Origin of the sequence: Chitinibacter bivalviorum (assembly GCF_013403565.1) — a bacterium.
GTDB lineage: Bacteria > Pseudomonadota > Gammaproteobacteria > Burkholderiales > Chitinibacteraceae > Chitinibacter > Chitinibacter bivalviorum.
Window position 1 is genome coordinate 449,343 of sequence record NZ_CP058627.1, and the last position, 13,140, is coordinate 462,482.

Consider the following 13,140-nt stretch of genomic DNA (forward strand, 5'->3'; position numbering starts at 1 on the left):
GACGTTGAAATAGAGGGGCGCGGCAAGGTGTTATCCTTTGCCGCTAGACTCAGATTTTAACCGAATTGAATCAACAATGAGTGTGATTAATCGATGCTTAAATCCGTTGATGAGGCAGGGAGTGTGACGATGAATTTAGCACCCTGACCAAATTGGCTTTCGCAGCGCACATGGCCATACATGCCTTCTACCAATTTCTTGACGATGGATAATCCCAAGCCCGTGGTGTGTTCTCCCCCTGTTGGGCGGGCGGAGAGGCGGCTAAATTTTTTGAATAACATGCCGATTTCGTGAGGTGCTATACCGGGGCCATGATCGGCCACCGTAATGTTGACCCCTTCTTCAGATTGATTGGCACTAATATCGATACTTTGATCATTGGGTGAGTATTTAACTGCATTTGAGATCAAATTATCCAAGATTTGCCAAAGTGCTTGTCGATCCGTTCTGACCTTGAGACCAGTCGGTGTGTAGTTGGCTGTTTGCTGCTTGCTCTTGAGTCGTTCGCGCCATGTAATCAAGGTATCGCTAATAATTTCATCGAGATCGACTACCTCAAACTGCATTTGGACTGAGCCCGCCTCGAGGGCATCGTGATCGAGTAAATTACTAATAATTCGCTGCATCCGACCTGCAAGCAGATGAATGCCATCCAGCCGGTCTTTGATTTTTTCTGTTGGCCACGTATCTAGTCTTTCATTCAGTAACCCGGCCATACCTTGAATGCTAGCCACTGGGTTTTTCAGATCATGTGCTGCGATAGCGAGCAGCTCATTTTTTTCTTGATTCAGATATTTGAGCGCTTCATTCGCGGCTTCAAGTTGCAGATTGCGCGTTGCAAGTTCTTGTGTGCGATCGGTCACTAGTTCTTCTAAATGCATGCGATGTGATTGCACTGTATGTGACATGTCGTTAAAGGTGCGAGCTAGCTCGCCGATTTCATCGCTGCGGTGCAGATCGAGTTGATCTGTCGATTTGCCCGCAGCTAGACTGCGAATCGCATTTTTTAATCGCTCCAACGGACGCGCAACATCATTGCGCAGCACCATGGCCAAAAGGCCGAGCTCGACGGCAAGTGCAAAAATCCCAAGGATCAGCACCATGCTTGCCGCCCAAGCTGCTTTTTCTTCTAATAGCCGCTTGGGGTAGACCGTAACAAATAGCCAATCTGCGCCTTTGATTGGGGCAATACCTAGCCATGCACGACCATCTTTACTTTCGATAAAGCGATCGCGTGGTGAAGCATGGCTGACCGCGCTATATATCGCCTGAAGTGCGGGAGCGCCTTTGCGCATATCAAGGCGGCCTTGCGTTTCATGAATTTTTCCCATGAACTCGGGGTGAGCGATCAAATAGCCGTCACGGGTAAAAATCATATTGTAGGTGCCGGCGATATTGACTGTATTGGTTCTGACAATCAATTGATCTAACAGTACATCTTGGCCGACGCTACCAATGAATTTACCTAAATAATCGATCGGCGTAATGACTGATACCATCCATTCGAGGGCCTGTTTGTCGTAATAAATCCCGGTCCAAATAGACTGGCGAGATGGATTTCGCTCTGGCAAGGCAACCAACTCGGCTTCAATATCTTCGGCAAAATCCGCTAATGAGCCGTTTCTGGCATAGTTGAGCCGTGGTAGATACATCAAGTTGGCATCAGAGACGTTTAAGTCAATGAACGTGTCGTAATTACGGCTGCGATAGGCGGGGCCATACTGGCTGAGGATTTGGTGCCCAAGTACAACTTGGCGCATAAATTCGGGAGTTTGCTTAGCTGTGGGCAATGCTGCGACAGTCGCTTGATGTTCAAAATCATCAAGCTCAGTTTTGACGCGCCACATCCCATCTTTATCTTGACGAAGCAGACCGTAAAATTGATTACTCACATCTAGATTTTGTATGAGGGCATAGCGGCGAACAAATTCGTCGCGAATCAATTTTGTATTTGATTCCGCATTAATAAATAGCTCGCTTTCAAGTTGGCTGCGAGTGTCAATATATTTGGATAAGTTGGCTAATGCTTCTTCTTGGAGGCGAACGTAGCTGTAGTAGTAACTCAGGGCAGAAATAAGGCAGGCAGCTAATGCGATGCGCAGCGCCATGCTGCGTAAGACTCGGCGAAATAAGCTGCTGGTAGCGTGGTTATGTGTATCCATGCCAATACAATAACAGCAGCATATGCGGGCTGGCAAAGACGATTACATTAAATTACGCAGATGTCGTTGAAAAGCAAACACTTAACTTTCTATTTTTGTATAGACCACGCGAATGATTTCAAGCTCTTCTGCGCCTGCGGGGGTGCGTAAATAGACAACATCCCCTTCACGACCTTTGATCAGGGCTCGTGCAACGGGAGAAGTCCAGCTGATGTGGTTGAGTTGTAGATTGGTTTCATCGACACCAACAATGCTCACCGTTTCTTCGCGTCCATCTTCTCGCAAATACGTTACTGTGGCACTGAAGAATACTTGGTCGGTGGCTTCCCGAGTTTCTGGGTCGATTACTTCGGCATTTTCAAGTCGTTTGCTAATGAAGCGAATTCGGCGATCAATTTCTCGCAGCCGACGTTTGCCATAGTGATAGTCGGCGTTTTCTGACCGATCGCCATTGCTTGCCGCCCAATTGACCACTTGAGTCACATGGGGGCGTTCTTTATGAACCAAGTCATATAACTCGGTTTTCATTTGTTGCCAGCCCTGTGGAGTCATGTAGTTTTTGCTACCTACAGGAACTTTGAGTTCTGCAGGTAGCTCATCTTCATCGAGCTCGACTTCCTTGGTAAATGCCTTACTCATGATTGTGCTCAGCGTGGTTTAACCTGACCCATCATGGTCAAATCAGCCCATTTCATCACTGCGAGTACTTCAGTTTCGGTTAATTCGTAAAATTGCCCGCGTTTGAGGCGACCAGGAAGGCGGAAATTGCCAAAGCGAATCCGCATTAAGCGACTTACCATCAAGTTATAGTGTTCGAACATCCGGCGAACTTCGCGGTTACGACCTTCTTTCAGAATAACGTGATACCAATGGTTTTGGCCTTCGCCACCACGATCTTCAATGCGGGTGAAGTTGGCCGGGCCATCATCGAGCTCAATGCCGTCTACCATTTCTTTCATTTGCTCTGGCGTGAGTTTGCCGTGGGTACGGACTGCATATTCACGTTCAACTTCGAAGCTTGGGTGCATCATCCGATTGGCGAGCTCACCCGAGGTTGTGAAAAGCAGCAGACCTGAGGTATTAAAGTCCAAACGACCAATGGCGACCCATTTGCTGGAAGAGATGCGTTTGAGCCGATCAAATACCGTCACACGGCCTTCTGGGTCATCACGGCTAACCAATTCGCCTTCCTGCTTGTGATACATAATTACGCGAGGTAAGCGATCTTGCCATTTGAGCGCGATGCGCTTGCCATCAATCCGTACGTCATCACCAGGGCTAACTTTTGCGCCCAGATCAGCGACTTTACCACCGATGGTGACGCGGCCAGCTTCAATGACTTCTTCCATTTCACGGCGTGAACCAATGCCCGAAAACGCTAATACTTTTTGCAGGCGTTCTTCACCGATTTGCTCTACGTTCAGGCGTTTTTCACGCAATTGCTTCTGAATCGAAATCTCATGCTGCGAGCCGTGACGCTGTGGCATTTTCTTGGCGCGTTTGACGCTGGGGCGGAATTTGCTATCGCGTATCGTGGTTTGAGTTTCACTGGCTGTACCCACTTCAGTCGCGGGTTTTACGCCTTGCACTTCACGTGCCACAGCCGTTTTGGCGATCGCTTGTGCCACCATACGGCTCATGCCACTGGTCGGCGAATTGCGCTTTTTGCTGGTGCTTGGTGTCAATGAACGACCCATATCAGGGCCAGAGGTGGTTTTCTTTTTCACATTTGAAAAGCGGGTTTCTTTAGACGCAGACTGACCACGTAGACCTGTTTTTTGTGCTGCGCGCTGTTGATCGCTCGCATTGGCTTCACGAATGGCCGGGTGCGGACGTCGAGCTTTAGTGGTTTTCATGGAAAGTTTTGCCTATTGAATAAGGTGTGATTATACCGCTTCTAGCTAGCTTGCGCCAAAACGAAGAAAGCCGCGCAAGGCGGCTTTCTTGGGCTAGCTGCGGTTTATTTTTCGCAGGTGAAAAAGGCGATGCTGCCAAGACTGGTCATGCCGAGATTAAATACTTGGCCTTCCATGCTTTTTTCTTCGCGATTGAGTTCCAATTTGCGTTGAATCTCAAACAGCACTTCGATTTCCTTAAACCATTTAAGGAGTCGGGTATCGTTATTGATGTAATTTTCAATGGCTTCTTGGTCAGGGTGGTGGCCAATCACAGCAATTTTGCCTTCCCCTGCGCTGCGCAATTGATAGGCGGGAGGAACATGAACTTGAGCATGAATGGCCAAATGGCTGGACAAATCTTCACCAAAGCGGCGTAGCTCGTTGGCAGTGCTGGATTTAAAGTCGTTGATTTCTAGTCCAGGTGTGTCACCTTGATCGGAAAGCATGCGAGCTAGATCGAGTAAAGTGGTGCCTTGGCGATCTACTATCGCATCTGAAATATCCGTCGCTGTGTTCATGTTTTAATCCTTAAAAACGTAGCAGAATGTCTAATGCTCTTAGGCTAGTTAATTTACCCCTGCTATGCAGTGTAAATATTGCGCAAAGTTGATTTAGATTAGTTCCTTGAGTTTATAGATGATCTCCAGCGCTTCGCGAGCGGAAATTTCATCAGGGATTATCCTATCTAGCATTTCGACAGCGGGGTGTGTTTGAAGTTCCGGCTCTGGTGCGAATGTGGGGGCAAACAAATCGGGTTGCAAGCCATGGCTGAGGCTGCTTTGTTCTAATTCTTGCAGTTTTCGTTTGGCGCTGCGCACCACTTCTTTGGGAACGCCTGCGAGGCTGGCGACGGCAACGCCGTAGCTTTGCGATGCAGGGCCTTCCTGTACGGCGTGCAGGAATACAATCCGATCTTTATGCTCGACCGCATCCAGATGTACGTTGGCAACTTGGGCGTAATCCTGTGCCAAGCGGGTGAGCTCGAAATAGTGCGTGGCAAACAGCGTGTAGCAGCGATTTTTCTCGATCAAGGCCTTCGCAATCGACCATGCTAGCGCGAGCCCGTCAAACGTCGATGTACCGCGTCCGACCTCATCCATCAGTACCAGGCTATGCTCGCCTGCATTATTCAGAATATTCGCCGTCTCTGTCATTTCGACCATAAAGGTCGAGCGTCCGCCAGCCAGATCATCGCTGGCGCCAATGCGTGTGAAAATCCGATCCAGCCGACCGATTTTCGCGGCCGTTGCAGGGACGTAGGAGCCAACATGGGCGAGTAGGGCAATCAAGGCCACTTGGCGCATATATGTCGATTTACCGCCCATATTTGGGCCGGTAATCAGCAGTAGTTTGCGCGCTAGATGAAAGTCGACGCTGTTGGGAATAAAGTCATCGATCTGGTCTTCAACCACGGGGTGACGACCCGCTGCAATATTGAGCATGGCTTCATCGCAAAACTCGGGCGCAATATAGCCTGAAAGCTGAGCGCGCTGCGCCAAGCAGACCAAGACATCGAGTGTCGCAACCGCTTGTGCAGCGAGGCGTAGAGTCGCGAGGTGCGCTTGCAGTGACTCGATCACGCCTTCGAATAATTGCTTTTCCAGTGCTAAAGCTCGGTCATTGGCCGATAGCGCTTTTTCTTCAAATTGCTTGAGCTCGGGTGTGATGTAGCGCTCGGCATTTTTCATCGTCTGGCGACGACGATAATCGTCAGGTACCTGCCCTAGGTATGAGTTGGTAACTTCAATAAAAAAGCCTGCTACACGGTTATACTCCACGCGTAGCGTCGCGATGCCAGTGCGTTCACGCTCGCGCGCTTCCAGCATGGTCAGGAATTCGCCGCAATTATTCTGAATGGCGCGCAGCTCGTCCAAATCCACCGAATACCCATCGGCGATCACGCCACCTTCGCGAATTACGACGCCTGGCTCGGGCATGATCGCCGCCGCCAGCTGCTGGTAAATGGCGGGCTCGGCCTGCATTGCGTGCGAGAGCCCATCAAATAAGCCACCCGATGGCATTTGCGCTGCCAGATCGGGCAACACCCGCAAACTATCGCGCAAGCTGGCTAAATCGCGTGGGCGGGCGCTTTTTAGCGCGATGCGCGACACAATGCGCTCAATATCGGCAATCTCGCGCAATTGTGCGTAGAGACTGTCGTTTTGGCCCGCATCGAGCAACGTACCAATCGCGCTTTGTCGTGCCAAAATTTTGGCGTGACTCCGCAGTGGGTGATGCAGCCAGTTGGCCAGCAAACGAGAACCCATACCTGTGGCGCAGTTGTCCAGCAATGAAAATAACGTTGGCGCGGTTTCGCCACGAATGGTTTCGGTGATTTCCAGATTGCGGCGAGTTGCGGCATCCAGCTCGATAAACTGGCTGTGACTTTCCACGCGTAAACCAGCCAGCGCGGGCAGTACGCCGCCTTGGGTGCTACGGACATATTCGAGCAGTGCGCCAGCGGCACCAAGTGCGAGCAGTGGTTCGGTAATACCAAAGCCCGCCAAATCATGTACCGCGAAATGACGCGTGAGATTGCGCTCGGCGCTGGCGGCATCAAATTGCCAGCTAGCTACGCGGCGCACCGGGATGCGCAATTGGTCAAACAGCGTGAGTTCAGCTTCATCGCTAATCAAAATCTCGGCGGGGCGCAGGCGCTCTAGCTCGGAAGTGAGCTTTTCAGCGTCGGCATCCATTAAGGCAAAATCGCCCGAGGCGAGCGAGAGCCAAGCCATGCCCATTTTGCCGCGTACCATCCGGATCGCCAGCAGGCGGTTTTCTTGCTTATCGTCCAGTAGCGCCGCATCGGTCAGCGTGCCAGGCGTAATCACGCGCATGACTTTGCGCTCGACCGGACCTTTGCTGGTGGCCGGATCGCCGACTTGCTCACAGATGGCGACTGATTCACCGAGCTTTACCAATTTGGCGAGATAGGGCTCGAGCGAGTGAAATGGGATGCCGGCCATTTTAATTGGCTCGCCCGCGCTGCTGCCGCGCGTGGTGAGCGTGATGTCCAGCAGGCGCGCAGCCTTGATGGCATCGTCAAAAAACAGCTCGTAAAAATCGCCCATGCGATAAAACACCAGCTTGTCCTGATGATCCGCCTTGAGTGCAAAATATTGCGCCATCATCGGCGTATGAGATGGAGCGGTGTTTTCCGTTGCGGTTTTTTTTGCCATTGTTTTCTTGGGTATATTGCTGAGGGCTAATTCTGTATTGATCTACAGAGCTATACCTTTGGTTTGTAAGGGTGCCACTCGGGCGTCCAGCCTATGCTGCCTGCTGGGGCGATAAATTCGTGATTGATGCCAAGGCCGGGCATCGCCGCGAGTTGACCATCAATATAAATCAAGGGGGTGGTTTCGCGCAGCCACGGCGCAATCGCGGCGGCTTGGCACTGTGCTTTGAGCGAACGGGTAGGGCGATTGGCCGCGAGTTTGAATTGCTCGCCGCCTTGGCGACCGCGCACACTGATGTTGGCCTTGCTGCAAAAAGCTTCGGCAATGCCGCCCGATTCGGTCGCTACCCAGCGCAATACGCCGCGCCAGTCAGGTAGATCATTTTCGCCATTGCATTGGACCTGAATCTCTTGTTCTGGCCCCGCTTGCAAGCTCGCTTGAGTGATGTGCAAATGACCTTGATAGCGACGCACGGCGGCATTGCGCCATACCAGTGCTGGGTGTGTATCGCCGGCGGCGTCAATTGCGGTGCGAATTAATTCATTAAAGGCGCGCAATTCCAGCACGATACCCGCTTGCGCTAACCAGTGACGCAGCACATTTTTTTGCCGTACTGCACTGAGCTTGAGCCAAGGTTCAAGCGCTAGGCTATTGCCAGACTGGCATTGCTGCAAATCGAGTTCGGCAATTTCGATCAGTAAGTCATTGACTTCGGATTGATGTATGGCGCTGCGAGTAATGGTAGTTAATGCTTTGGGCGATATACGCATGATAGTGGGCATTAAATTATGCCGAATATCATTGCGCTGATATTGGGTGTCCAGATTGCTTTCATCTTCTACCCACTGCAAATCATGGCTTTGAGCGTACGACAATAACTCGCTGCGGGGTAGCGTCAGTAGCGGGCGCAACAAGGCCATGTGCGGATTAAGTGGGCGCTGGCTAGGCATCGCGGCAAGGCCCGCGGGGCCACAACCACGTAGCAAATTGATCAAGACAGTTTCGGCCTGATCATTTTGATGGTGCGCCAAAACAATCGCGTCGCAAGCTTGAAGTTCGTATTGGGCATAGCGCGCTTTACGCGCCGCGCCTTCAATGCCATAGCCGCTATTGGGCTCGAGCGTGACGTGTTGAATCTGGCAAGGCACATTCAAATGCGCGGCAAATGCTTGAGCGGATTGGGCCCAAATGTCCGCGTTGGGTGAAAGCCCGTGATGAACGTGCAGGGCGCTTAATGCAAAGCCTAGCTCGTCGCGCAGCGAGGCTAGAAAGTGCAATAGCACGCTGGAGTCGAGTCCGCCCGATAGCCCCACGCTCAGGCGAGGTGTTTGGAAGGCACAACGGGAGCCGAAGCTCCCGTTGTCGTTTTGCTGCTGATCGATAAAGCGCGTAATCAAATCACGCGCTTCTGGCCAGTTCGCCTTAGGCGACGGCTTCTTCTTTGAATTTGCCATGTTCCATCAAGCGATCAAAACGTGAATCAAGTAGCTCGTCGATACTTTGCGCTTTGAGCGCTTTGAGTGAGTCGGCGATTGATTTTTTCAGGGTTGCCATCATCGCTTGCGGATCACGATGTGCGCCGCCAACGGGTTCTGGTACAACCTTGTCGATCAAGCCCAAGGTTTTCAGGCGAGTGGCCGTAATGCCCAACGCTTCAGCTGCATCAGCCGCACGTTCAGCGGTTTTCCACAAAATCGTCGCGCAACCTTCTGGTGAAATGACCGAGTAGGTTGAATATTGCAACATTTGTACTACGTCGCCGACGGCAATTGCCAACGCGCCGCCCGAGCCGCCTTCACCAATCACGGTGCAGATCACTGGCACGCGCAATTTGGCCATTTCAAACAGATTGCGACCAATCGCTTCCGATTGTCCACGCTCTTCCGCGCCTATACCTGGGTAGGCACCCGGCGTGTCGACAAAGGTGATCACTGGAATATTGAATTTTTCGGCCAGCTTCATCATGCGCAAGGCTTTGCGATAGCCTTCTGGGCGTGGCATACCAAAATTACGCGCGATTTTTTCTTTGGTATCGCGGCCTTTTTGATGGCCGATGACCATGACGCTTTGACCATTAAAGCGCGCTAAACCACCTACAATCGCCAAATCATCAGCAAATGCGCGGTCGCCATGCAGCTCTTGGAAATCGGTAAATAAGCCCGCAATATAATCGTAGGTGTACGGACGCTGTGGATGGCGTGACACCTGTGAAATTTGCCAAGGCGTTAATTTCGAATAGATATTTTTGGTGAGTTCAAGACTCTTTTTCTCGAGGTGAGAAATCTCAACCGAAATATCAACTGCCGAATCATCCTGCACGTAGCGCAGCTCTTCGATCTTGTTTTCGAGCTCGGCAACCGATTGCTCGAAGTCAAGGAAGGTGGTTTTCATGCTCTAAAACTCCAGAGGCGCCAATTTAGCGCAAGCAGGTAGCCCAGATGGCTACCCCAAAAATTTGGCGCAATCATACAACAAGCGTGCTGCAAACCCAAGCTATCGTGCAGCTAAAGTGTTATTGCTTTGCAGCAAATTGCCGCTTATTTGTTGCTAAATACGATATCTGCTTTGAGATCTGTTTTTTGCAAACCCTTACGAGACTGCAGGTTGATGACCAGTGGTGCCAAGGTATTGGCACGAATTGCTTCGCCTTCTGGTCGCGACAAAATCAGAAACAACATGGCTTCGGAAGCGTCTTTTAACTCGATAGAGTCACATTCTTCATCGTTTAGCGTGAGCACGTAGTTAAAGCCTAAGCGTTCGGCCGCGATAATTGAAAACGCCACGCTGGCATCATCAAGCGACTGTAGCCAGTAAATGCTGGGATTGGGTTTTTCTTCGTTGAGCAATTTGAAGTTTTTGCAATCGTCAAATCCCGGCAAGCCAGCCGGAAAATGAATAACCGTATTTGGATCGACTTCGATCGGGCCAAACTGACTTTGGAAAACTTCCATTGCGCATACTCCCCTATGAATAAGCTAAAATCATAGTCCAGCTTACTCAAAAGCGGGGCTAATTGGCTATTTTTTGTATGAAATTGGCCGCAAAGTGTATTAGAATAATCTGATAAAAGGTTGAATTGCTAAAGAATTTCTCTCTGCTGCCGATTATAGGCATAATGGTTAAATAACGGGACGATGACCGCCGGACATCACGGTAGGGGATACATCATGAAAATCGACAATTCGGGTAAGCCGCTTGCGAGTTTAGCGAGTAAAACGGCTGAGGTGCGCAGCAATGCCAGCGCCAAAACCGATGCTGCTACGCCAGTTGAAAGTAGCAGTGTCAATAGTAAGCTCTCAGGCGTAGCCAGTAATGAAGCCAGCTTTGATGCTGAAAAAGTAGCTGCAATTCGCTCTGCGATTGCAGAAGGCCGCTTTGCGGTTAAACCGGAAGCGATTGCCGATGGTTTGCTATCAAGTGTGAAAGAGCTACTGGCCCGCTAATCACGATGAGCAATGAAGGCTTGAGAAACCATTTATCGGCTGAACTATCCGGTGTGCAAGCACTGATTGTTTTGTTGACCCAAGAGCAAGATGCGCTAATCAAACGCCAGTTTGACGCGGTTCAAAAAATCATTGAAGACAAAAATCGCGCGTTGCAGGCTTTAGAGCTGGCAAGCAAGGCGCGCGCTCAGTATTGCTCACAAGCGCAATTGCAAACAATCGATCAAATTGAAGTAGCCTTAGGTGAGCAGATTCAGGTTTGGCAAGATTTACGCCAAAGTGCCAAGCTCGCTGAAATGATGAATCGCACCAATGGCCAATTGATCGAAACGCATGAAGAAGCGAATCGTTTCATTATGTCTAATCTGGCTGCGCAACGTAATCCTGATGTGGGTTACAGCGCTGATGGGCGTTTAAGTCAGTTGTCGGCAATTAGTCGCCCCTTCGATCGCGCGTAATTTCCTCCGTTCTATTTCTTCTATTCCTCATTTTGAGATTCATCATCCGAGCTCTATCCAAATGCTCGGGTGTATAGCTGGGATGCTGCTATTGGTATTTGCTCAATAGTTTTTTCAATTCAGTCCAAAATCGTAGCCCTGTACACACCCACACTGGCTTGAATGCGAGATTAATCAAGAACTCACCCTCGCAAAATGCATATGATTTGACAGCAATAGCGATTCGCAGAGAAAATCGGGGTTCTGAACGACAAGAGAGGCGCCTTGCCCAGGGCGTATTGCTGAGGAAATCATATTCCGCTGACGCAGTACTAGGGGGTGCAAGGCCGAAGTGTTTGACTATGTGATGAGTCAAGCGCTGGTTGCAGGGGCTGAATCCCCTGGACTGTCAGTAGCCCACTGTGTGCTTTGCCGCGCATTGAGGTACTGGAGTGCTCTTGGTGATGATTTATTCTGGCGCTATTTTGGCGCCTGTCATTGCCGCACTTTTCCTCTCTCCAATCGTTATTACTTGATTTGGAGAATCGCATGACCTCACTCAATCCCCGCCAGAGATCGCTCTGGACTGCGCTGATTACCCCCTTTTTACCTGACGAGTCACTCGATCTGAATGCCCTGACGGCTTTGCTGCGCGAGCAGGAAGCGGCTGGTGCTGGCGTGCTCTTGCTCGGCTCAACGGGTGAAGGTAGTAATCTGACTTTGGCCGAGCGTAAAGCCGTGTTACAGCACGCCTGTAGCCTGCAATTGCAAGTGCCGATCATGGTCGGCGTTGGTGGGCTTGATCTAGCTAGCCAGCTTGAGTGGCTGGCTTTTTGTGAAACCTTGCCGATCCACGCCTATCTGTTGGTGACACCGATCTATGCCAAGCCGGGTGCTGAAGGGCAGCGCCGCTGGTTTGCCGCGCTGATGGATGCAGTTAACAAGCCCTGTATGCTGTACAACATTCCATCGCGCGCAGGCGTGCCACTGTCGGATGTGGCACTGGCGGGCCTGATTGAGCACCCCAATTGCTGGGCGGTTAAAGAATCGGGTGGCAATGCCGCGCGCTTTGCGGAGCTAAAAGCCGCCTTTCCAAGCATCGCTTGGTATTCGGGCGACGATGTGCTGTTTGCCGAGCACGCAAAACTCGGTGCTGCGGGCTTGGTTTCAGTGGCGAGTAATGTCTGGCCGCAGCAAGTGGCGCGCTGGGTAGCGCAGGGCTTGGCGGGCGAGGTGATTGGTGATTTGCTGCGCAGCGCATCCGAAACGCTATTCTTGGCCGCCAACCCGATACCCGCCAAAGCAATCATGCATCACCAAGGGCGAATTACTTCGAATGAACTGCGCCTGCCGCTGTGTGCCGCAGATCTGAATTCGCTTGAGCCAATCCTAGCTAAAGATCGTGAAGTGGCCGAGCTAGTTTGATTAGATACCCCTATGAGTATTGCCGTCTAGCCCTTTTTGATCTTAATCTTGACGGCGATACTTTGTAAAAATTAGTGTTTTTTGGCTCTTTTCTTGATTCCAAATTTACGAGTTGTTTTATTCAATTGTTCGGAACTTGCGTAACTAATCAGATTTTTGCGTGGTTTTATTCTGAGAACGAAAGGTACAAATTGGGTTAGGCATCCGATGAGTGCAGACGCTGGCACCCCGATAAACAAGGTAAACACATATGCCATGGCCGCCCCTCCGCTTTGTTGCGCTTGCAAGCACTCTGCATGATTTGCCCACATCAGAAAAGGGATTGAGCCAAAAGCAGCACCAATACCAGATGATGGTTTACTTGTGAATGCAAATAAAATTGCAGGAACTAGCATAATGAATCCAGCAATAAATAGTTCTAATGCTTCGCAACGAGTAAAGGCAGCAACTAAACCTTGAAGGCCAAGTGTCAAGGCGATGCAGCCGAAGGCAATAACTCGAACAGTGCTAGTTTTCATTAGTTACGCTCGCAGGTGGATGGTCTATGGTTGCTTCAGTCTCCAGATCAAAGCCGTGCAGCATATGGTAGTTACAAA

The 13,140-nt window shown here is 50.6% G+C and carries 12 protein-coding genes and 1 riboswitch; of the genes, 3 read left to right on the top strand and 9 right to left on the bottom strand.

What is annotated here, in order from left to right:
- Positions 1-86 precede the first annotated feature (86 nt).
- From HQ393_RS02115 to fliW, 8 genes are all read right to left on the bottom strand, one after another.
- Entirely contained in the window at positions 87-2,162 is a 2,076-nt protein-coding gene (locus tag HQ393_RS02115) for a sensor histidine kinase (protein ID WP_179357223.1), read from the bottom strand.
- An 81-nt stretch (positions 2,163-2,243) separates the two neighbouring features.
- A complete protein-coding gene (greB, locus tag HQ393_RS02120; protein ID WP_179357224.1) occupies positions 2,244-2,801 on the bottom strand; it encodes a transcription elongation factor GreB in 558 nt (185 codons plus the stop codon).
- Between the two features lie 8 nt (positions 2,802-2,809).
- Positions 2,810-4,018 (bottom strand): 23S rRNA pseudouridine(2605) synthase RluB, encoded by a 1,209-nt coding sequence (gene rluB, locus HQ393_RS02125; protein WP_179357225.1) that lies wholly within the window; start codon positions 4,016-4,018, stop codon positions 2,810-2,812.
- Positions 4,019-4,122: 104 nt separating this feature from the next.
- A complete protein-coding gene (locus HQ393_RS02130) occupies positions 4,123-4,578 on the bottom strand; it encodes a hypothetical protein (RefSeq protein ID WP_179357226.1) in 456 nt (151 codons plus the stop codon).
- A 93-nt stretch (positions 4,579-4,671) separates the two neighbouring features.
- Entirely contained in the window at positions 4,672-7,239 is a 2,568-nt protein-coding gene (mutS, locus tag HQ393_RS02135; protein WP_246307930.1) for a DNA mismatch repair protein MutS, read from the bottom strand.
- Between the two features lie 50 nt (positions 7,240-7,289).
- Entirely contained in the window at positions 7,290-8,693 is a 1,404-nt protein-coding gene (gene tilS / locus HQ393_RS02140) for a tRNA lysidine(34) synthetase TilS (RefSeq protein ID WP_179357227.1), read from the bottom strand.
- Positions 8,662-9,630, bottom strand: coding sequence for an acetyl-CoA carboxylase carboxyltransferase subunit alpha (locus HQ393_RS02145; protein WP_179357228.1), 969 nt, complete (start codon positions 9,628-9,630; stop codon positions 8,662-8,664). Before HQ393_RS02145 ends, tilS begins: the two co-directional genes overlap by 32 nt.
- 146 nt (positions 9,631-9,776) lie before the next feature.
- Positions 9,777-10,190 (bottom strand): flagellar assembly protein FliW, encoded by a 414-nt coding sequence (gene fliW, locus HQ393_RS02150; RefSeq protein WP_179357229.1) that lies wholly within the window; start codon positions 10,188-10,190, stop codon positions 9,777-9,779.
- A gap of 216 nt (positions 10,191-10,406) precedes the next feature.
- On the opposite strand from fliW, the gene flgM reads away from it, so the two are divergent.
- From flgM to dapA, 3 genes are all read left to right on the top strand, one after another.
- Positions 10,407-10,682 carry a flagellar biosynthesis anti-sigma factor FlgM gene (gene flgM, locus HQ393_RS02155; protein ID WP_179357230.1) on the top strand — a complete coding sequence of 92 codons (276 nt, stop codon included), beginning with the start codon at positions 10,407-10,409 and terminating at the stop codon, positions 10,680-10,682.
- A 5-nt stretch (positions 10,683-10,687) separates the two neighbouring features.
- On the top strand, positions 10,688-11,140 hold the full coding sequence (locus tag HQ393_RS02160) for a flagella synthesis protein FlgN (RefSeq protein ID WP_179357231.1): 453 nt from the start codon (positions 10,688-10,690) through the stop codon (positions 11,138-11,140).
- A gap of 246 nt (positions 11,141-11,386) precedes the next feature.
- Positions 11,387-11,585: riboswitch (Lysine riboswitch) on the top strand.
- An 83-nt stretch (positions 11,586-11,668) separates the two neighbouring features.
- The gene (dapA, locus tag HQ393_RS02165; RefSeq protein ID WP_179357232.1) at positions 11,669-12,544 is read left to right on the top strand and encodes a 4-hydroxy-tetrahydrodipicolinate synthase; all 876 of its coding nucleotides are present in this window, start codon (positions 11,669-11,671) and stop codon (positions 12,542-12,544) included.
- 71 nt (positions 12,545-12,615) lie between these two features.
- Here the strand turns inward: dapA and HQ393_RS02170 are convergent, their stop codons facing one another.
- Positions 12,616-13,062: a hypothetical protein gene (locus HQ393_RS02170; protein WP_179357233.1), complete on the bottom strand. Its 447-nt coding sequence runs from the start codon at positions 13,060-13,062 to the stop codon at positions 12,616-12,618.
- Positions 13,063-13,140: the final 78 nt, after the last annotated feature.

What these genes read in the sequence shown, in the direction of transcription:
- HQ393_RS02115 (WP_179357223.1), bottom strand. Translation starts at nt 2,162, where the DNA reads ATGGATACACATAACCACGCTACCAGCAGCTTATTTCGCCGAGTCTTA.
- greB (WP_179357224.1), bottom strand. Translation starts at nt 2,801, where the DNA reads ATGAGTAAGGCATTTACCAAGGAAGTCGAGCTCGATGAAGATGAGCTA.
- rluB (WP_179357225.1), bottom strand. Translation starts at nt 4,018, where the DNA reads ATGAAAACCACTAAAGCTCGACGTCCGCACCCGGCCATTCGTGAAGCC.
- HQ393_RS02130 (WP_179357226.1), bottom strand. Translation starts at nt 4,578, where the DNA reads ATGAACACAGCGACGGATATTTCAGATGCGATAGTAGATCGCCAAGGC.
- mutS (WP_246307930.1), bottom strand. Translation starts at nt 7,239, where the DNA reads ATGGCAAAAAAAACCGCAACGGAAAACACCGCTCCATCTCATACGCCG.
- tilS (WP_179357227.1), bottom strand. Translation starts at nt 8,693, where the DNA reads ATGGCAAATTCAAAGAAGAAGCCGTCGCCTAAGGCGAACTGGCCAGAA.
- HQ393_RS02145 (WP_179357228.1), bottom strand. Translation starts at nt 9,630, where the DNA reads ATGAAAACCACCTTCCTTGACTTCGAGCAATCGGTTGCCGAGCTCGAA.
- fliW (WP_179357229.1), bottom strand. Translation starts at nt 10,190, where the DNA reads ATGGAAGTTTTCCAAAGTCAGTTTGGCCCGATCGAAGTCGATCCAAAT.
- flgM (WP_179357230.1), top strand. Translation starts at nt 10,407, where the DNA reads ATGAAAATCGACAATTCGGGTAAGCCGCTTGCGAGTTTAGCGAGTAAA.
- HQ393_RS02160 (WP_179357231.1), top strand. Translation starts at nt 10,688, where the DNA reads ATGAGCAATGAAGGCTTGAGAAACCATTTATCGGCTGAACTATCCGGT.
- dapA (WP_179357232.1), top strand. Translation starts at nt 11,669, where the DNA reads ATGACCTCACTCAATCCCCGCCAGAGATCGCTCTGGACTGCGCTGATT.
- HQ393_RS02170 (WP_179357233.1), bottom strand. Translation starts at nt 13,062, where the DNA reads ATGAAAACTAGCACTGTTCGAGTTATTGCCTTCGGCTGCATCGCCTTG.